This is a genomic window from Streptomyces sp. G-G2 (assembly GCF_030063135.1).
GTDB lineage: Bacteria > Actinomycetota > Actinomycetes > Streptomycetales > Streptomycetaceae > Streptomyces.
On sequence record NZ_JASISO010000001.1, the window covers coordinates 35,774 to 54,464 of the forward strand.

Below are 18,691 nucleotides of genomic sequence, written 5' to 3' on the forward strand. Positions count from 1 at the left end.
GAGGCGGCGGGATGACGGCCACCGAGGAGAGGCCGGTCGGCGCGGGAGTGCCGACCGGCGGCGGGGGACCGGCGGCCGTCGACGGGCTGCCGACCGCCGGAGGACCGTGCGCGCAGGACGGGCCGTCCGCCGGGGACGGGCACGGGGAGGGCGACGGGCCGGCCGCCGGGGACGGGCAGGAGGCCGCGGTTCTGCTGGCCCGCACCAGGGAAACGGTCGACCCGCGCCTGCGCCGCACCGTCGAGAGCCTGCCCGGCTCGATGCGGCGCGTGGCGATGTACCACTTCGGCTGGGAGCGGGCCGACGGGAGCCCGGCCGAGGGCCAGCCGGGGAAGGCCATCCGGCCCGCCCTGGTCCTCGCCTCCGCCGAGGCCCTCGGCGGCCGCGCCGAGGACGCCGTACCCGCGGCGGTCGCGGTGGAACTGGCGCACAACTTCACCCTGCTGCACGACGACGTGATCGACGAGGATGCGCGCAGGCGCGGCAGAGCCACGGCGTGGACCGTGTTCGGGATACCGGACGCGATCATCTCCGGGGACGCGATGATGGCGCTGGCGCTCCAGCAGCTCGCGCAGGACCCGCACCCCGCCTCGGCCCGGGCCTCGGCCCGGCTCGCGGCCTGTGTCATCGAACTCTGCGGGGGACAGCAGGCGGACATCGCCTTCGAGCGGCGCGATCACGTCGCGCTCGACGAGTGCCTCGACATGGCTATGGCCAAGACCGGCGCGCTGCTGGGGTGCGCGTGCGCGCTCGGCGCGCTGTACGCCGGGGCCGGGCCCGAGGAGGTCGACGCGATGGACGCGTTCGGCCGGGAGGCGGGACTGGCCTTCCAGTTGATCGACGACCTGATCGGCATCTGGGGGGATCCGGAGCACACCGGCAAGCCCGCGGGCGCCGACCTGCACGCCCGCAAGAAGTCCCTGCCGGTCGTCGCCGCCCTCACCTCGGGCAGCGCGGCGGGCGCGGAACTGGCCGCGCTGTACGCGGGCCCGATGGACGCCGACGACGTACGGCGCGCCGCGGACGCGGTGGACCGCGCGGGCGGGCGGGACTGGGCGCAGGCCCATGCCGCCGACCGGATGGGCCGGGCCGTGCAGCAGCTGGCGCGGGCCGTGCCGGATCCCGGGGCGGTGGGCGGGCTGCTGGCCCTCGCCGAGTTCGTGACGCGCAGGACGCGGTGACGGGACTGACGCGCGGGACGCGTTGACGGGCGTGACGCGCGGGACGCGTTGACGGGACGGATGTCCGGGAGGCCGGTTCCGGTACCGCATGGTGCCGGAACCGGTCTTTCCGCATGTCCGGGGCCAACTTTAGGATCACGCACAGCCGTTGACGAGGGTCGGCGCGTGATGAAAGGTGAGGCCGATGGGTGCGGAGACGATCATGGAGATACGTTCCGGCGGGCCGGCGGACCGGGACGCGGTGGCCCGCCTGCTCGACGTGGCGTTCTTCGACGACCCGGTGAGCGGCTGGGTCTTCCCCGATCCGGAACACCGGCGCGCCGTCCACGGCACGTTCCTCGGGGTCTTCGTGGACGTCGCCCTCGCCGAGGGCCGGATCGACCTCGCGGCGGACGGCTCGGCGGCGGCGCTGTGGCTGCGGATCCCGGCCGGTGAGCCGGAGGGCGAGGACGAGATCCCGGCCCGGATGCGGGAGGCCGCCGACCCGGGCAACGAGCGCTGCGAGCTGGTCGGACGGCTCACCGGCGAGGTGCACCCCACGTCCGAGGAGCACGAGTACCTGCTGATGATCGCCGTCGCGCCGGACCGGCAGGGCGAGGGCCTCGGCAGCGAGCTGATCCGGCCGGTGCTGGAGCGCTGCGACCGGGACGGCGTACCGGCGTACCTGGAGGCGAGCAGCGAGCGCAGCATGCGCCTCTACGAGCGGATGGGCTGGGAGTTCACGGGGACGCCGGTCCAGCTGCCGGAGGGGCCGCTGATGTGGCCCATGTGGCGCAAGCCGCGCTGAGCGGGGCCGCGCGGCCGCACGACGCACGGCCGCGTCGGGTAAGGCCGCGACCGCATCACCTGGGAGCCCGGTTTCAAGGCGGGCGTCACCAGCCCGTACGGCCACATGCGCGAGCGGTACGCCGTCTCCCGCTCCCTCGCGGCCCCGCCGGACCCGCGGGTGCGGCTGCTCGGTGGGGACCTGGTGGCGCAGGTGCGCGAACTCAAGTCCCGGGACGGCATGGACATCCGGCTGTGCGGCGGCGCCGACCTCGCCGGGCAGCTCGCGGACGAGATCGACGAGTACGTCGTGAAGACCTGCCCCGTCGTCGTCGGCACCGGAATGCCCATGTCGCGGGCGGGCTTCGGGGTGCGCCGGCTGGAGCTGACCGGCGTCAAGGCCCTCGGCGGGGGCCGGGTCGTCACCTCGTACTCCGTCACCCGCTAGCGGCGTACGGGCGGCGTACGGGCGGCGTACGGCACGCGGGCGCGCGCACGGCACGCCGGAACGGCCCGGATCCCTGGCGGGGACCCGGGCCGTTCCCGTGGGGGCGTGGGGCCGGATCAGCCCTTGGTGTCCAGGCCCGCGGCGATGCCGTTGGCCCACAGCTGGTTCACGCGGGAGCGCTCGGCCGAGTTCGGGTTGGTGTTCTGGCAGGAGGTGCCGGGACCGCCGCCCGACATCAGCTCGCTGCACGGGCCCGAGTAGTGGTCCGGCAGGCCGAGCACGTGCCCGGTCTCGTGGGCGGTGACGCGGGTGGAGTTGTACTGCTGGTTCTGCGCGTAGTCGAGGAAGATGTACCCCCGGCCGTGCCCGTCGGTGCTGGCGTACGAGCCGCGCGAGTCGTTGCCCTCGTAGTACGCGAAGTTCCCGCCCGAGGACACCTCCTGCAGCTTGACGTTGGCCACCGAGGAGTTCCAGATCTGCGTGGAGCGGGATATCTGGCTGCGGAAGCTGGGCGCGCTGAGGGTGTTGTAGGTGACCGTGACGGCCCGCAGACCGGGGTTGGCGGCGCGCTGCTCGGCGACCGAGCGCTGGACGGCCTCGAAGAAGGCCCGGTTGGCGTTGGCGTTCTCCTGCGAACGCTCGTAGGCGGAGAACGTGGCGGGGCTGCCGGTGGGGGCGGCGGCCGGGGCGGCGCTGGCGCTGGCGGCGGGCAGGACACCGAGGGCGGTGGCGAGTCCGAGTCCGATGACGGAAGCGAGCGCGGTCCTGCGGGAGTGGCGCATGTGGGGGCTCCTGCTCATCCGGTGCGGGGGGTGGGGATGGTCGTTCGGTACCGGAGTCTGCGGGAGCCGGAGCGGGCTGGGGATGATGTCAGAGGCCGATAGCGCGGGGCTATCGGCAGGTTTTCGGAACGGCAACTTCCGTGAGAATGGCGGGATTCGGGGGGCTATCAGTGGCTGGTGCGCTCCACGAGGACCGCCCTACTCTCGGGTCATGGAGCTCGAGGTGAGGCACTTGCGCGCGCTGTGCGCCATCGCCGACGCCGGCAGCCTGCACAAGGCCGCCCGGCAGCTCGGGGTGAGCCAGCCCTCGCTGACGACCCAACTGCGCCGGATCGAACGGGCCCTGGACGGTGAGCTGTTCCTGCGGGAACGTACCGGCTGCCGGCCCACGCCCTTCGGCCGGACCGTACTCGGCCGGGCACGGCCGCTGCTGGAGGACATGGCGGCCCTGGTGGCCGAGGCGCGGGCGCTCGCGCACGGGCCCCGGCTGCGCATCGGCTCCACCGCCAGCCGCGCGCTGCCTGGCTGGCTGCGTCGGCTGCACCGGCGGCTGCCGGACACCGAGACCTCGCTGGTGGTCGACGTATCGGCCAACGCGCTGCTGCGGATGGTGGCGTCGGGGCAGCTCGACGTGGCCTTCGTGCACGAGGTGGAGGGGTTCCCCCTACGGGTGCCGCCGGGGCTGGAGGTGCGCGTGCTGATGGAGCGCGAACCGCAGTTCGTCTCCATGGCGCGGGACCATCCGGCGGCGCGCAAACCGGTGGTGGAGCTGCGGGAGTTCGCCGCCGACCGGTGGACCGTGGACCCGTCGGTGGACGGCGAGTGGGACGGGCTGCGGCGGGTCCTGGCGGGCGCGGGGCTACGGCCCGCCGTGCTCCACGCCGACTATCACACCGCCGCCTCGCTGATCGTCTCCGGCGAGGCCGTCGCGCCCTGCCAGCCGACCGCGGGGCCGCGCGAGGACATGGCGATCCGGCCGCTGTACGGCGACCCGCTCGCGGTACGGCTGCTCCTGGCGACCGGGCCGGGGGCGGGCACGGAGGTCTACGACGACCTGCGCGCCGCCTACCGCGAGGCGGCCCTCGGTACCCCGCCGTACCGCGCCTGGCTCCACCACCACGCCAGCCCCCTGCTGGAGGCGGACGCGGCCTGACCCGACGGGACCGCGGCGGCCGGGCCCTGCGTCGGCGGGCCCTGCGTCGGCGGGGCTTAGGCCGGGCCCGCCTCCCGCGGCCGGTCGGCGGGCTCGCCGGGGGACAGCCCGGCGGGTGGCGACAGGCCGGCCCGGGCCGGCGGGGCGATCGGCCCGAACAGCCGGGTCCCGTCGTCGGCGGCCTCGTCGGGGCGGGTGAGGTGCTGCAGTTCCTCCAGGTCGAGTACGGGGTCCGGGCCGAGGCGGACGGCGAGGGTCCGCGGGGCGCCCGGGCCGCCGTGCGGGGTCCCGTCCGCGGCCCATCCGTACGCGACGGACCTCCGCAGCCCCGACGCGAGCGCGAAAACCGGTCCCGCCCGGCTCCCACCGCAGGCCCGCCACCGGCCAGGTCGCGCCGACGCCGGCGCCGAGGTGCCGGGCCGCAGGAGGAGCGGAGTCGCTTGACTTCCGGCAACCGCGATATATCGTGTTAACGAGAAGACGCGATATGTTGCGTCACGCCGAACCCCGGCACCCACGCGCTCCGCCCGAGGAGGATCAGCACCATGGCACACCAGACGACCTGGTCCATCGCCGAACCCCAGCAGCTCACCTTCGAGGAGCCGGTCACCGAGCTCCGCGTCCGCGTCGTGGGCGGGACGGTGAACGTCGTCGCCGCCGAGGGTCCCGCGAAGCTGGAGGTCGGCGAGGTGTCCGGACCGCCGCTGCACGTGGTGCAGGAGGGCGGCACCCTCACCATTTCCTACGAGGACCTGCCCTGGAACGGTTCCCAGAACCTGCGCAAGTGGTTCGAGAGCAAGCCGTGGAAGGCCTGGACCGGCTCGGGTTCCGCCTCCGGCGAGGGCGCGGGCGAGGGCGGCGGCGGGGGCCGCAAGGCCTGGGAGCGCAGCGCCGTCATCTCGCTGACGCTCCCCGCCGCCAGCCACGTCCAGGTCGCGACGGTCAGCGCCACCGCCTTCGTCTCCGGCATCGCGGGCGGCACCGATGTCAACGGCGTGTCCGGTGACGCCACCCTCGTGGGGCTGTCCGGGACCGTCAAGGCCAACACCGTCTCCGGCGCCGTGGAGGCCCAGGCCCTGCGCGGGAGCCTCGGCTTCCACTCCCTTTCCGGCGGCCTGACGGTGGTCGACGGCGCGGGCGGCAGCGTACGCGCGGACTCGGTCAGCGGGGACATGCTCCTCGACCTCGACCCGGATCCGGCCGCCCCGCAGCCCGTGGACATCGCGCTCAACTCGGTCTCCGGCCAGGTCGCGATCCGCCTTCCGCACCCCACCGACGCCCGGGTGGAGGCCAACACCGCCACCGGCGGGGTCTCCAACGCCTTCGAGGACCTGCGGATCTCCGGCCAGCTGGGCGCCAAGCGGATCACCGGGACCCTCGGCGCCGGTACCGGCACGCTGCGCGCCACCACCGTCTCCGGCTCGATCGCGCTGCTGCGCCGCGAGCCCGCCGACACCGACGCCTCCTCCGCCCCCCTCGAACTCGACAAGAAGGTGCTCTGACATGCCGCCCGTCTTCGCCCACGGCCGCCTCCGGCTCTACCTCCTGAAGCTGCTCGACGAGGCCCCGCGGCACGGCTACGAGGTGATCCGCCTCCTGGAGGAGCGCTTCCAGGGGCTGTACGCGCCCTCCGCGGGCACCGTGTACCCGAGGCTGGCCAAGCTGGAGGCCGAGGGGCTGGTCACGCACGCCACCGAGGGCGGGCGCAAGGTGTACTCGATCACCGAGGCGGGCCGGGCCGAACTGGCCGACCGCAGCGGTGAACTGGCGGACCTGGAGCTGGAGATCCGTGACTCGGTCTCCGAACTGGCCGCCGAGATGCGCGACGACGTCCGGGGCGCCGCGGGCGACCTGCGGCGCGAGATGCGGGCCGCGGCCGCCGCCTCCGCGTCCGACACCCCGCTGGAGGACGAGACCTGGCGGCTGGCCAAGGAGGAACTGCGCCGGGCCCGCCAGGAGTGGAAGGAACAGGCCCGCCGGGCCAAGGACGAGAGCCGCCGGGCCCGCGAGGAGGCCCAGCAGGCGCGCCGCCAGGCGAAGGAGGCCCAGGACCGGGCGCGCGAGGAGGTCCAGCGGATCGCCGGCCAGCTGCAGGAGCAGTTCGCGAAGTCCGGGGTCCGCGAGGGGCTCTCGGAGTTCACCGACAGGATCGGCAGCCTGGCGGGGGTCTGGCTGGGCTCCGCCGCCACCCACGACGGGGCCGGGGCGCGGGCCGCCGAGTCCGGTTGGGCGCAGGACCTGGGCCCCACGGAGGACCCGGCCCGGGACTTGGACCGGCTGCTCGACCGCTTCCGCGACGAGGTGCGCGACGCGGCTCGCGATCACGGTCTGAGCGCGGCCCAGCTGAAGGAGATCCGCGCCGACCTCGCCACGGCCGCGTCCCGCATCACCACCACGGTCCGCGTCCCCCGCTGACGCGGGCGGCTGACGCGGAGCCGGGCGCGGAGCCCGGCCGGGACCCGGACGCGCCGCCCGGCTCCGGGCCTCACCGCCCCCGGGCCTCATCGCCTCCGGTCCTCACCGCCCCCGGTCCTCACCGCCCCGGGGCGGCTCCGGCCGGAGCTCGGCGCGTGGTTCAGGCGGCGGGCGGGACGGCCGCTTCCGTACGGGCGTAGGTGACGCCGTGGGCGGTCAGGACGTCGGCCACCGGGCCCGGGGCGGAGAGCAGCGCCAGCAGGAGGTGGGTCCGGGTGATGCTCTTGTCCCGGCGGCCCACGGCGATGCGGAGCGCGTGCTCCAGGGTCTTCTTCGCACCCGGGCCGAAGCGGACGTGACCGCCGCCCTCTCCCAGGGCCGAGCGCAGACGGCCCCCGCGCGTCCCGCCGCCCGCGGCGGCCAGCGCACCCTCGCCGTGGGTCTCCTCGACCCGGGCGATGATCTCGGAGAGGTCGATGCCCAGGCCCGCCAGGGCCTCCTCGTCGGCCTTCGACATGCCGCCCCGGCGCCGCGCCTCGGCCAGGGAGGCCGCGACCGAGGCGCGGTCCACGCCCAGCGGGTCGAGGGCGCCCAGTTCCAGCAGGGCGAGCAGCAGGTGTTCCTCGGTGACCCGGGCGGCCCCGGTGCTCCGGGCCTGCGTGACCGCGCCCGAGACCGTGTCCCGCGCCTCGGCCGTGAACCTCTCGAACATCAGAGCCTCCCGTGCTTCTTGTGTACGGCCTGCCTGCTGACACCCAGCTCGGCCGCGATGTCCTGCCAGGACCAGCCCTGGAGGCGGGCACCGCGCACCTGTACGGCCTCCAGCTGCTCCAGCAGCCTGCGGAGGGCGGCCACGGCACGCAGGCCTACCCGCGGGTCACGGTCGCCGGCCCGCTCGGCGAGATCGGTTGCTTCCGTCATGCTGTCAATTTAGGTTGACGGGGGAGGCGTGTCAACCCGAGTTGACGTCGAGGGCGTGGTCCGGATCCGGCGGCGCCCCCCGCGTCCGGACCCGGCGGCACCCGCGTCGGACCGCCAGGGGCAGCCGCAGGGGCCGCCGGTGGTCGTCAGACCGTCAGGACCACCTTCCCGAACAGGTCGCCCGACTCCAGTTTCTCGAAGCCCTCCCGCGCCCGGTCCAGCGGCAGCACCTCGTCGATGACCGGGCGGACGCCCGTGGCCGCGCAGAACGACAGCAGGTCCTCCAGCTCGTCCTTCGTCCCCATCGTCGAGCCGACCACCTTCAGCTCCAGGAAGAAGATCCGGGTCAGCTCCGCGTGCGCGGGCCGGTCACCGCTCGTCGCGCCCGAGATGACCAGAGTGCCGCCGGGCCGCAGGGACTTCACCGAGTGCGACCAGGTCGCGGCGCCCACCGTCTCGATCACCGCGTCCACCCGGCGGGGCAGCCGTGCGCCCGGCTCGTACGCCTCCAGCGCGCCCAGTTCCACCGCGCGCGCGCGCTTCGCCGCGTCCCGGCTGGTCGCGAACATCCGCAGCCCGGCCGCCTTGCCGAGCACGATCGCGGCGGTGGCCACCCCGCCGCCCGCGCCCTGTACGAGGACCGAATCCCCGGGCCGCACACCGGCGTTGGTGAACAGCATCCGGTAGGCGGTGAGCCAGGCCGTCGGCAGGCAGGCGGCCTCCTCGAAGGACAGTTCGGCGGGCTTGCGCAGGACGTTCCAGGCCGGGACGGTGACCTGCTCGGCGAAGGTGCCCTGATAGCGCTCCGTCAGGATCGAGCGCGGCTCGTCGGGTCCCACCCCGTGGCCGCTCTGGCCGATGACGGAGTGCAGGACGACCTCGTTGCCGTCCTGGTCGGTCCCGGCCGCGTCGCAGCCCAGGATCATCGGGAGTTTCTCCTCGCCGAGGCCGACTCCGCGCAGCGACCACAGGTCGTGGTGGTTGAGGGAGGCGGCTTTGACGTTCACGGTCACCCAGCCGGGCCGGGCCTCGGGCGCCGGGCGCTCGCCCAGCTCGAGGCCGCTCAGCGGCTGGTCACGGTCGATTCGGGCGGCGTAGGCAGCGAACATGCGGCCAGACGCTACCGTCCAGTAGGTCGCCGCCGCCAGGGTTCCCGGGGTGCGCGGCCTGTCTTTCGGATCACGTCGGCCGTAGCCCGAAGCTCCCGAACGGAACCCTAGGTCCTCACTCAACTACCCGCTTGAGCAGTGCTCTTGCGTGTATCCGGCACTGATCCGGAACGTCATTCACTGGCCAGAAACCACGGTACGATTCAGGCCAGGCAACCGCATGACACCCCTCCCGGCACGGGGGCCAGGAGGGCTGAACGCAGAGCTGAACACAGAGGGGCGGGGGGGGGGGGGGGAACGCGACCGGGCCCCTCTGTGCGCGGACCGTGCGGTCCGGTCCGATCACCAGGGTGATCAGGCGGCCTTGGTCTCCCAGAAGATCTTGTCGATCTCCGCGATGAGCTCAAGGGCCTTCTGGCCGGTCGCCGGGTCGTTCGACGCCTTGGCGGCCGAGAGGGCCTTCAGGGTGTCGTTGACCAGGGTGTGCAGCTGCGGGTACTTCTCGAAGTGCGGCGGCTTGAAGTAGTCGCTCCACAGCACCGAAACGTGGTGCTTCGCGAGCTCCGCGCGCTGCTCCTTGATGGTGATGGCGCGCGCGCGGAAGTCCGCGTCGTCGTTGGCCTGGTACTTCTCCTGCACGGCCTTGACGGACTCGGCCTCGATGCGGGCCTGGGCAGGGTCGTAGACGCCGCACGGCAGGTCGCAGTGGGCGCTGACCTTCACCTTGGGGGCGAAGAAGCGGGAAAGCATTGGAGTGGGTCCTCCTCGTGATCGTCTTCTCAAGGGGGAGATTACTCCGTGAGAAAGCGGATTTCGCGGGCGCCCCCGTGGGCTTAGGACAAAAGTCCAGCGTCACGATGGTGTCGGTGAGCGAATGTACGGACGAACGCGGGAAGGTGTCGCATGCACGTGCCGATCGGAATCGTCGAGGTGGAGGGGCCCTCGATGGCCCCCACCCTGAACGCGCGCGACCGGGCGCTCATCCACTACGGGGGCCGGGTGCGCCCCGGTGACGTCGTGGTCCTGCGCCATCCGCTCCAGCAGGACCTGCTCGTCGTCAAGCGCGCCGCCGAACGCCGCCCGGGCGGCTGGTGGGTGCTCGGGGACAACGGCTTCAACGACAGCGGGGACAGCGAGGACTACGGGACGGTCCCCGACGAGCTGGTGCTGGGCGTCGCCCGGCTGCGGCTGCGCCCGCCGGAGCCCGGTCAGACCTCGCTGGCGGCCCGGGCCGCGTGGCTGGCCGCCGCGGTGCGTCCGCTCTTCGCCGACCCCTCCGCCTCCACGCGCTTGCGGGCCCGGTAGGCGGCCACGTTGGCGCGGGTGGCGCAGCGGTCCGAGCAGTAGCGCCGGGACCGGTTGGTGGAGGTGTCGAGGTAGGCGTTGCGGCACGGCGGCGCCTGGCACAGGCCCAGCCGGTCGGCGCCGTACTCGGTGAGGTGGAAGGCGAGGCCCATCGAGGCGATCGCGGCGTAGCCCGCCGAGGCGTTGGAGGGGTGGTCGGCGAGGTGCATGTGCCAGTGCGGCTCGCCGTCCGGTCCGGGCGTTTCGTGCCCGGAGATCTGCGGGCTCACCGGGAACTCCATCAGCAGCGAGTTCAGCAGGTCCACCGCGAGGACCCGGTCGCCGGAGTCGGCCGCCTCGAAGATCGAGCGCAGCCTGCCGCGCACGTTGCGGAAGCGGGTGACGTCCGCGTCGGTGACCCGGCGGGCGTCCTGGAGGCTGGCGCCGAACAGGGCTCGGGCGGTCTCCGCCGACGTCAGCGAGTCCTTGCCGCGGGACGGCTCCTCGGTGTTCACCAGACGCACGGCGTAGTCCGAGTAATGGGCCAGTTCCACTTGTAGTCCTTACGGCTGCGGATTAGTGTGCGGGTGTGCCGTTCGGGTAACGGCTGATGCACCTTCGAGGGTATTACGTGTGGAGGCGTTCGGGATGACGGATGTGGCGACCGGTACGGACTGGCAGGCATGGCAGGACAGCTGGGACCGCCAGCAGGAGTGGTACATGCCCGACCGGGAGGAGCGCTTCCGGGTCATGCTGGACATGGTCGAGGCGACCGTGGGCACGGCCCCCCGGATCCTCGACCTGGCCTGCGGTACGGGAAGTATCACGGACCGGGTCCTCAAACGGTTCCCGGACGCCACCAGTACGGGCGTCGACCTCGACCCCGCCCTGCTGGCCATCGCCCAGGGGTACTTCGCGGGCGACCGGCGGGTCGGCTTCGTCACCGCGGACCTCAAGGATCCCGACTGGACCGCGAAGCTCCCGTACGACACCTACGACGCGGTCCTGACCGCCACTGCCCTGCACTGGCTGCACAGCCCGCGGCTGGCCGTGCTGTACGGACAGCTCGCACCCCTGGTGCGCCCCGGCGGGGTCTTCATGAACGCCGACCACATGCCCGACCCGTCCAGCCCCCTCATCGGCGCCGCCGAGCGCGCCCACCGGCACGCGGGCATGGACCGGGCCCGCGCCGAGGGCGTCCTCGACTGGGCCGAATGGTGGGCCCTGGCCGCCGCCGACCCGGTCCTCGCCGAGCCGACGAAGAAGCGGTACGAGATCTACGGCGAACACGCCGACGGGGACACCCCGGACGACGCCTGGCACGCCCGCACCCTGCGCGGGGCGGGCTTCACGGAGGCCCGTACGGTCTGGCGCTCCCCGTCCGACGCCCTGGTCCTCGGCCTGAGGTAGACCGGGACGACGGCGGGACGTCTCCGACGCGGCACTAGGACCAGCGGAGGGGATCCAAATGCTCCGGAGGTCCACCGCACGCTGAGGTCCGCCGCACATGGCGGAAGGGGCGGTACGGGAATCCCGTACCGCCCCTTCCGTGTGCTCGCGCGGCTACAGCACCTTCGACAGGAACGCCTTCGTCCGGTCGTGCTGCGGGTTGCCGAGGACGTCGCGCGGGTTGCCGGACTCGACGACCACACCGCCGTCCATGAAGACCAGGCTGTCGCCGACCTCGCGGGCGAAGCCCATCTCGTGCGTGACCACGATCATGGTCATGCCCGATTCGGCCAGGTCGCGCATGACGTCGAGGACGTCACCGACCAGCTCCGGGTCGAGCGCCGAGGTGGGCTCGTCGAAGAGCATCAGCTTCGGCTCCATGGCCAGCGCGCGGGCGATCGCCACGCGCTGCTGCTGGCCGCCGGAGAGCTGCGAGGGGTAGTTGCCGCCCTTGTCGCCCAGGCCGACCCGGTCGAGCAGCCGGACGGCGCGCTCGCGCGCCACCGCCTTGCTCTCGCCCTTGACCATGACCGGGGCTTCCATGACGTTCTCGACGGCCGTCATGTGGGGGAACAGGTTGAAGCGCTGGAAGACCATGCCGATGTCCCGGCGCTGGGCCGCGACCTCGCTGTCCTTCAGCTCGTAGAGCTTGTCGCCCTTCTGGCGGTACCCGACCAGCTCACCGTCGACCGAGAGACGGCCGGAGTTGATGCGCTCGAGGTGGTTGATGCACCGCAGGAAGGTGGACTTGCCGGAGCCGGACGGGCCGACCAGGCAGAACACCTCGCGCGGGGCCACCTCCAGGTCGATGCCGCGCAGGATGTGAGCGGCGCCGTACGACTTGTGGACGGCCTCGGCCTTGACCATCGGCTGGGCGGTCACTTCGCCACCTCCGTACGGCGGAACATGTTCAGGTTGTTGCGCAGGCGCTGGAACGGCGTGGGCGGCAGCGAGCGCAGCGAGCCACGGGCGTAACGGCGCTCAAGGTAGTACTGCCCGACGCTGAACACGCTGGTCAGGGCCAGGTACCAGATGGAGGCCACGAACAGCATCTCCATGACGGCGCCCGCCGTGGACCCGATGTTCGACGAGGCGCGCAGCAGTTCGGTGTACTGCACCGCCGAGACCAGGGACGAGGTCTTCAGCATGTTGATGAACTCGTTGCCGGTCGGCGGGATGATCACCCGCATCGCCTGCGGCAGGACCACGCGGCGCATCGTCTGCAGCTGGGTCATGCCGAGCGCGTGCGAGGCCTCGCTCTGGCCCTCGTCGACCGACTGGATGCCCGCCCGGACGATCTCCGCCATGTACGCGCCCTCGTTCAGGCCGAGGCCCAGGAGCGCGACCATGAACGGGGTCATCAGGTCGACGGTCTCGTTCTTGTAGATCGGACCGAGGTTCACGTACTGGAAGATCAGCGAGAGGTTGAACCACACCAGGAGCTGTACGTACACCGGGGTGCCGCGGAAGAACCAGATGTAGAGCCAGGCGACGGAGTTCGTCACCGGGTTCTTGGAGAGACGCATCACCGCGAAGAGGATGCCGAGCACGAGGCCCAGCGCCATGGAGGTGACGCTGATCACGACCGTGTTGCCGAGGCCGCTGATGATCGAGGGGTCGAAGACCTTGTCTCCGACGGTCTTCCAGACGACGTTGCCCTGCGAGAAGGCGTACACCAGCCACAGCAGCAGCGCGATGACGACCGCACCGCTGACATAGCGGCCGTAGTGCCGCACCGGAATGGCCTTGATGGCCTCGTAGGGGGTGCCCGAGGCGCCGGGTCCGGCCGGCGGGGTTGCGGCCGGACCCTTTTCGATCTTGTCAGTCACGATGACTGCCCTTGCCCTTCAGTGGAGCTTCGGTTCACTGACCGGCGTTGACAGTGGCCTGCTTGACGGCGCTTTCCTTGACGTTCCACTTCTCCAGGACCTTGCCGTAGGAGCCGTCCTTGATGATGGCGTCGAGGGCTTCCTTGAGCGCGTCGCGCAGCTGGGTGTTGTCCTTCGAGACGCCGATGCCGAAGACGCCGACGTCGCTCTGCGAACCGGCGACCTCGAAGGTGGCGCCGCCGTCGGTGGTCTTCGCGATGTACGCGGCGACCGGGTAGTCGTTCAGGTCGGCGACCGCGCCGCCGGACTTCACACGGGTCTGCGCCTCGGCGTCGGTGTCGAAGGCCTGGATGGTGAGCTTCTTGTCACCGCACTTGTCGGCCTGCGCCTTGAAGGTGTCCTCGTAGATCGTGCCGCGCTGGACGGCGACGGTCTTGCCGCACAGGTCGTCGAGGGACTTGATCGCCTGCGGGTTGCCCTTCTTGACCAGCAGGGAGACGCCGGAGCTGAAGTAGTCGACGAAGTCGACACCCTTGCCGATCTTGTTGCCCTTGTCGTCCAGGCCGTCCTGGCGCTTCTTGTTGTCGGTGATCGACGACATGATCGCGTCCTGGCGGCCGGTGTAGACCGAGGTGATCAGACCGTCGAAGGTGCCCGAGGCGAACTCGAACTTCACGCCGAGCTGCTTGCTCAGCGCCTCGGCGATGTCGGGGTCGACGCCGGTGACCTTGCCGCCGTCGGTGAACTCCATGGGCGCGTAGGAAGCGTCCGTGCCGACCTTGATCACGCCCGCGTCCTGGATCTTCTTCGGGAGCTTGGAGAACAGCGGGGCGCTGCTCGTCTTCGTTCCCGTGTCGGAGCCCTTGTCGGTCTGGTCGCCGCAACCGGTGAGGATCAGGGCGCCGGCGACCGCGATCGCGCCGACCGCGGCGAACCGGGACCGGGCGGCGGTCGTACGACAGGTGGTGCTTGCGGTCATGAGCTGGTTCCTCCGACGGGGGTGGAAAGGATCCGGTGGCGGTCCGGCACGCACCTTCGAGTGTCGCGACCTTGTGTGATTACGGCATCTTGCCATTCGGACTGACGCATTCAGGATGCCCATCAGGTCAAAATCGCATAACGGGCGCCACCGGGAACCCCACATCACTGCGGGTACGGGGCATCGCGGCAGGACTATGGCCCGTACGGGGGCCCTCTTGCCGGAGTTTTTACGGGCCGTCTCGGCCACTGGACACAGACTGTTGGACTTTTCGCCGAAACCCGGACAAGAGGCCTATGGTCGAGCAGGAATCGACTCGTCTGGGTGAGCGTTCTTCGGGTAGAACAGATCCTTACACCCCTCATCCGGGGCTCAGGGCGCGCGTGCGGCGCGCCCGCGCGTACGAACCTCCCCTTCGCGGAGACGGTCCAACCGTCGACGCGGAGTACGGACGCGGTGCCCGCCCACCCCTTAACAAGGAGTGGTCACCCTCAACGATTCAAAGACTTAAGGGGTCAAGAAAGTGGCAGCGGAGATCGTCAATCCTCGCAGCGACAGCGTCACGGACAACAACCCGGATGCGGTGTTCGCGCTCCACCGGGGCGGAAAGATGGCCATCGTGGCCACCGTGCCCGTCCGCGACAAGGACGACCTGTCCCTCGCATACACGCCCGGCGTGGCCAAGGTGTGCACCGCCATCGCCGAGCAGCCCGACCTGGTCAACGAGTACACCTGGAAGTCCAACGTGGTCGCCGTCGTCACCGACGGTACGGCCGTGCTCGGACTCGGTGACATCGGGCCGGAAGCCTCCCTCCCCGTGATGGAGGGCAAGGCCATCCTCTTCAAGCAGTTCGGCGGTGTCGACGCGGTTCCGATCGCGCTCGCCACCAAGGACACGGACGAGATCATCGAGACCATCGTCCGGCTCGCCCCCTCCTTCGGCGGGGTGAACCTGGAGGACATCTCGGCGCCCCGCTGCTTCGAGATCGAGCGCCGCCTCCAGGAGCGCGTGGACATTCCGGTCTTCCACGACGACCAGCACGGCACGGCCATCGTCACGCTGGCCGCGCTGCGCAACTCCGCCAAGCTCACCGGACGCACCCTCGCGGACCTGCGCGCCGTGATCTCGGGCGCGGGCGCGGCGGGCATCGCCATCGCCAAGATCCTGGTGGACGCGGGCATCGGCGACGTCTGCGTCACCGACCGCAAGGGTGTCGTCTCCGCGGACCGCTCCGATCTGACGGACGTCAAGGCGGAGATCGCGGGCCTGACCAACAAGACCGGTCGGACCGGTTCCCTGGAGGACGCCCTCGCCGGCGCGGACGTCTTCATCGGCGTCTCCGGCGGTACGGTCCCCGAGCCCGCGGTGGCGACGATGGCGAAGGACTGCTTCGTCTTCGCGATGGCCAACCCGAACCCGGAGGTCCACCCCGACGTCGCGCACAAGTACGCGGCGGTCGTGGCCACGGGCCGCTCGGACTTCCCGAACCAGATCAACAACGTGCTGGCCTTCCCCGGCATCTTCGCGGGCGCCCTCAAGGTCCGGGCCTCCCGGATCACCGAGAACATGAAGATCGCCGCCGCCGACGCCATCGCCGGTGTCGTCGGTGACGAGCTGGCCGCCGACTACGTGATCCCGTCGCCGTTCGACGAGCGCGTGGCCGAGGCCGTCACCGCCGCGGTCGCCGCGGCGGCCCGCGCGGACGGTGTGGCGCGCCTCGCCTGACCCGCCCCGCCGAACACGTGAGCCCGCCGAGCACGTGACCACACGACGAAGGCCCCGCCGGAACGATCCGGCGGGGCCTTCGTCGTCGTACCCCGTGACCCGATACGGAGTACGGGGACCGCCCGGCGAGGAGTTCCGGGCCCGCCGGCAAGGAGTACGGGGACTACTCGTCCTCGTCGTCCTCGTCGTCGAGCCGCGCCAGCCAGGTGGCCAGCCGCTCGACCGGGACCTCGAAGTCCGGGTTCAGGTCCACGAAGGTGCGGAGCTGCTCGGCGAGCCACTCGAAGGTGACCTCCTGCGCGCCGCGCCGCTTCTCCAGCTCCTCGATGCCGCGATCGGTGAAGTACACAACAGGCTCCGTGCGTGGAAGGGGGTGTTTCCCGGCCAGGATAATCCGCTGTGTCCGGACACCTCCCGCCGGGCAGCGGGCGGGGCTAGCCTGGACGTCTTCAACACGCTTGGCGAGGGCGCCCTGTCGGCCCCCGGCGGGGCGGGGTTTCACCGGACCGGGGGGCGGGGGATGGCGGACGGGCGCTCGGACGGCTCCGCGCGCGCCTTCGAGCTCCTTGAGCCCCTCCTCCAGGCCGCGACCGTACGCGTCCACGCCCCGCCGAACGGGTATGAGCGTCCTGGGACCGGGGCCACCTGGGGCAGCGGGTTCTTCATCGCCCCCGGCTGGGTCCTGACGTGCGCGCACGTGGTGGGCGAAGGGGGTGCCGGGATGCGGCTGACGGGCCGGGAGGTCGGCATCACCTTTTCCTCCGGCGGCGACGGCGCCACCGGGACCGTCGCCGGGCGCGTGGAATGCGTCATGCCCGAACGGCTGGAGCAGCGGCGGGCCGCCGGGCCCGGGCTGTGGGAGCTGCCCGACCTGGCCCTCGTCCGGGTCCTGGCACCCGTCTCGCACGCCTGCGTTTGGCTCACCGACCGGGCCCGGCCCCGCTTCGACGAGGTCGCCTACTTCGGCTGCACCGAGGACCTGGGCGCCCCCGAGATCACCGGACGCACCACCCGGCTGCGCGGCACCGCGGGCAACGGGGCCGCCATCCGGCTCGGCTCGGACGACGACATCGAGCACGGGATGTCCGGCGGACCGGTCGTGGACCTGGCCCGCGGCGAGGTCGTCGGCGTGGTCAAGGCCCGGGGCCGGGGAGGCGGCGGGCTCGCCGTCTCCGTCGTCCAGCTGCGGACCCTGCCGATGGCCGCCAAGAGCCGGATCGGCCTCTACCGCCGGGTCATGCAGGGCCACGACCTGCACCACTACGACCAGCACCTCAGCGACGTGGACAACCGCCGGACCTGGACCGACGTCCACGACGAACTCCCGCGCACCGACCCCGACCCCTTCGGCGGGCGCCAGCGGCTCTCGCCCGGCGAGCGCACCACCCTGTGCGGGCTGCTGGCCGAGCTGCCGCCGCCCGGCTCCTCGGAAGCCGTACGGCAGCTCGTCGAGGCCGCCCGCGGCGAGGAACCCGACCCGGGCCCGCTCGCCCCGCTGAGCTGGCGCGACGGCCTCGGGCTGCTCTACGACCCGCCCGGCGGGGTCAGCGAGGCCGCCGCCATGCTCCGCTACGCCACCGACGTCAGCGTCGCCGAGCACCGCGAGCCGCCCGCCCCCGGCGCCGACGAGGAACTGTGGGACTGGGTGCGGGCCACCGCCGAGCGGCTCTGGCGGCCGCTGCGCCGCGAGCTGGGAGAGCGCCACGAGCGGGGCCTGGCCGAACGCGAGGCCGACCGGGAGGGGCGCAGGCTGGCCGCGGCCGGACTGCCGGTACCGCTCGGGCCCGCCCGGACGCCCGAAGTGCTGCCACCGGGCCCCTCGGTGCTGCTGGAGGTGTGGGCGCACGGCTGGGAGGACGTCTACGACTGGCGGGTGTCGGTGCTCCTGGGCACGGACCACGTGAGCCCGGTCGACGCCGGGGAGCGGGCCACCCGGCCCGCGCTGCCCGACGTCCTGCGGGCCCCGCTCGCCGAGGCCTTCCGGCGCTGCGACACGCACGAGGCGGCCGCACTGCTGGAGGTGGCCGTCGCGCCCGAGCTGTTCACCCTGCCCGTCGACCAGTGGGTGGTCTCGGAGGGGGTCCCGCTGGGTACCCAGCGGCCCCTGGTCTTCCGCCACCCGGGCGGGTCCGGGAGGGCCGGAGCCGACGACGACGGCGAGGCCGACGAGGAGGAGGCCGGGCACCGCAGGGCGGACCGCTGGGCACGGGTCATGGCCGGGCCGCTCCTGGACGAACGGGCCGACTGCGACCGGGGCCGCAAGCGCACCCCCAGCTACGCCTGGTTCGACGGACAGCCCGACAACATCGTGCCCGTGCACTGCCGGGCCGCCGACCTCGACCCCACCCTCGGCTCCCTGCACAGCGCGCAGCGCGCCGGGTACGGGGTGGTGCTGTGCCGAAGACCCCCGGCGGACCCCACCGTCACGTGCGCGCCCTTCCACCGCGCGCTGCGGGAGGAACTCGCGGACGCGCGGCACGCCGGGGTGCTGGCACTGCGCCTGCAGTCCCTGCGCGGGCGGGCGCACGGGCGCGACCCCGACGCCTACTGGGCCGACGGGCTCGGGCTGGTCTGGGACGACCCCGGGCGCCCGCTGCCCGACGACGAGCCGTTGCAGGGGGATCTGTGAGCGTCCACGTACGCCGGAAGC

The 18,691-nt window shown here is 72.4% G+C and carries 20 protein-coding genes; 10 read left to right on the forward strand and 10 right to left on the reverse strand.

Annotated elements, in window-relative coordinates; genetic code table 11:
* Positions 1-11 precede the first annotated feature (11 nt).
* The 3 genes from QMF80_RS00170 to QMF80_RS00180 all read left to right on the forward strand — a co-directional run bounded on the left by QMF80_RS00170 (position 12) and on the right by QMF80_RS00180 (position 2,394).
* Positions 12-1,181 carry a family 2 encapsulin nanocompartment cargo protein polyprenyl transferase gene (locus QMF80_RS00170; RefSeq protein WP_283448415.1) on the forward strand — a complete coding sequence of 390 codons (1,170 nt, stop codon included), beginning with the start codon at positions 12-14 and terminating at the stop codon, positions 1,179-1,181.
* Between the two features lie 202 nt (positions 1,182-1,383).
* On the forward strand, positions 1,384-1,968 hold the full coding sequence (locus tag QMF80_RS00175) for a GNAT family N-acetyltransferase (protein ID WP_283448814.1): 585 nt from the start codon (positions 1,384-1,386) through the stop codon (positions 1,966-1,968).
* 105 nt (positions 1,969-2,073) lie between these two features.
* The gene (locus QMF80_RS00180) at positions 2,074-2,394 is read left to right on the forward strand and encodes a dihydrofolate reductase family protein (protein WP_283448416.1); all 321 of its coding nucleotides are present in this window, start codon (positions 2,074-2,076) and stop codon (positions 2,392-2,394) included.
* A 116-nt stretch (positions 2,395-2,510) separates the two neighbouring features.
* Here QMF80_RS00180 and snpA read toward each other — a convergent pair whose 3' ends face one another.
* Positions 2,511-3,176 carry a snapalysin gene (snpA, locus tag QMF80_RS00185; protein WP_283448417.1) on the reverse strand — a complete coding sequence of 222 codons (666 nt, stop codon included), beginning with the start codon at positions 3,174-3,176 and terminating at the stop codon, positions 2,511-2,513.
* A gap of 211 nt (positions 3,177-3,387) precedes the next feature.
* Here snpA and QMF80_RS00190 point away from each other — a divergent pair, with 211 nt between their 5' ends.
* The 3 genes from QMF80_RS00190 (at position 3,388) to QMF80_RS00200 (ending at position 6,744) form a co-directional block, all read left to right on the forward strand.
* Complete coding sequence (locus QMF80_RS00190; RefSeq protein WP_283448418.1) at positions 3,388-4,329, forward strand: LysR family transcriptional regulator; 942 nt, start codon at positions 3,388-3,390, stop codon at positions 4,327-4,329.
* Positions 4,330-4,874: 545 nt separating this feature from the next.
* The gene (locus tag QMF80_RS00195) at positions 4,875-5,831 is read left to right on the forward strand and encodes a DUF4097 family beta strand repeat-containing protein (protein ID WP_283448421.1); all 957 of its coding nucleotides are present in this window, start codon (positions 4,875-4,877) and stop codon (positions 5,829-5,831) included.
* Position 5,832: 1 nt separating this feature from the next.
* A complete protein-coding gene (locus tag QMF80_RS00200; protein WP_283448422.1) occupies positions 5,833-6,744 on the forward strand; it encodes a PadR family transcriptional regulator in 912 nt (303 codons plus the stop codon).
* Positions 6,745-6,904: 160 nt separating this feature from the next.
* Here the strand turns inward: QMF80_RS00200 and QMF80_RS00205 are convergent, their stop codons facing one another.
* The 4 genes from QMF80_RS00205 to sodN all read right to left on the reverse strand — a co-directional run bounded on the left by QMF80_RS00205 (position 6,905) and on the right by sodN (position 9,524).
* Positions 6,905-7,456, reverse strand: coding sequence for a Clp protease N-terminal domain-containing protein (locus QMF80_RS00205; RefSeq protein WP_283448423.1), 552 nt, complete (start codon positions 7,454-7,456; stop codon positions 6,905-6,907).
* Positions 7,456-7,665 carry an RNA polymerase sigma factor sigma-70 region 4 domain-containing protein gene (locus tag QMF80_RS00210; RefSeq protein ID WP_283448424.1) on the reverse strand — a complete coding sequence of 70 codons (210 nt, stop codon included), beginning with the start codon at positions 7,663-7,665 and terminating at the stop codon, positions 7,456-7,458. Before QMF80_RS00210 ends, QMF80_RS00205 begins: the two co-directional genes overlap by 1 nt.
* Before the next feature lie 146 nt (positions 7,666-7,811).
* Positions 7,812-8,774: a zinc-binding dehydrogenase gene (locus tag QMF80_RS00215; RefSeq protein ID WP_283448426.1), complete on the reverse strand. Its 963-nt coding sequence runs from the start codon at positions 8,772-8,774 to the stop codon at positions 7,812-7,814.
* A 354-nt stretch (positions 8,775-9,128) separates the two neighbouring features.
* A complete protein-coding gene (gene sodN, locus QMF80_RS00220) occupies positions 9,129-9,524 on the reverse strand; it encodes a superoxide dismutase, Ni (RefSeq protein ID WP_283448428.1) in 396 nt (131 codons plus the stop codon).
* Between the two features lie 153 nt (positions 9,525-9,677).
* On the opposite strand from sodN, the gene sodX reads away from it, so the two are divergent.
* On the forward strand, positions 9,678-10,079 hold the full coding sequence (gene sodX / locus QMF80_RS00225; protein ID WP_283448429.1) for a nickel-type superoxide dismutase maturation protease: 402 nt from the start codon (positions 9,678-9,680) through the stop codon (positions 10,077-10,079).
* On the opposite strand, the gene QMF80_RS00230 is transcribed toward sodX, so the two are convergent.
* Entirely contained in the window at positions 9,983-10,612 is a 630-nt protein-coding gene (locus QMF80_RS00230; protein ID WP_283448431.1) for a CGNR zinc finger domain-containing protein, read from the reverse strand. The genes sodX and QMF80_RS00230 overlap by 97 nt on opposite strands.
* Before the next feature lie 94 nt (positions 10,613-10,706).
* On the opposite strand from QMF80_RS00230, the gene QMF80_RS00235 reads away from it, so the two are divergent.
* Positions 10,707-11,468, forward strand: a complete 762-nt coding sequence (locus QMF80_RS00235) for a class I SAM-dependent methyltransferase (protein ID WP_283448433.1) — start codon at positions 10,707-10,709, stop codon at positions 11,466-11,468.
* A 153-nt stretch (positions 11,469-11,621) separates the two neighbouring features.
* On the opposite strand, the gene QMF80_RS00240 is transcribed toward QMF80_RS00235, so the two are convergent.
* Genes QMF80_RS00240 through QMF80_RS00250 form a run of 3 tightly spaced genes read right to left on the reverse strand, consistent with a single transcriptional unit; the run spans position 11,622 to position 14,315 of the window.
* Entirely contained in the window at positions 11,622-12,374 is a 753-nt protein-coding gene (locus QMF80_RS00240; protein ID WP_283448815.1) for an amino acid ABC transporter ATP-binding protein, read from the reverse strand.
* 11 nt (positions 12,375-12,385) lie between these two features.
* Entirely contained in the window at positions 12,386-13,336 is a 951-nt protein-coding gene (locus tag QMF80_RS00245; protein ID WP_283448435.1) for an amino acid ABC transporter permease, read from the reverse strand.
* Between the two features lie 34 nt (positions 13,337-13,370).
* Positions 13,371-14,315, reverse strand: coding sequence for an ABC transporter substrate-binding protein (locus tag QMF80_RS00250; RefSeq protein ID WP_283448436.1), 945 nt, complete (start codon positions 14,313-14,315; stop codon positions 13,371-13,373).
* A 523-nt stretch (positions 14,316-14,838) separates the two neighbouring features.
* Between QMF80_RS00250 and QMF80_RS00255 the strand changes: the two genes are divergently transcribed.
* Positions 14,839-16,041 (forward strand): NAD(P)-dependent malic enzyme, encoded by a 1,203-nt coding sequence (locus QMF80_RS00255; RefSeq protein WP_283448437.1) that lies wholly within the window; start codon positions 14,839-14,841, stop codon positions 16,039-16,041.
* Between the two features lie 163 nt (positions 16,042-16,204).
* Here the strand turns inward: QMF80_RS00255 and QMF80_RS00260 are convergent, their stop codons facing one another.
* Positions 16,205-16,390: a DUF6104 family protein gene (locus QMF80_RS00260; protein WP_283448438.1), complete on the reverse strand. Its 186-nt coding sequence runs from the start codon at positions 16,388-16,390 to the stop codon at positions 16,205-16,207.
* A gap of 171 nt (positions 16,391-16,561) precedes the next feature.
* Here QMF80_RS00260 and QMF80_RS00265 point away from each other — a divergent pair, with 171 nt between their 5' ends.
* Positions 16,562-18,670, forward strand: a complete 2,109-nt coding sequence (locus QMF80_RS00265; RefSeq protein ID WP_283448439.1) for a VMAP-C domain-containing protein — start codon at positions 16,562-16,564, stop codon at positions 18,668-18,670.
* Positions 18,671-18,691: the final 21 nt, after the last annotated feature.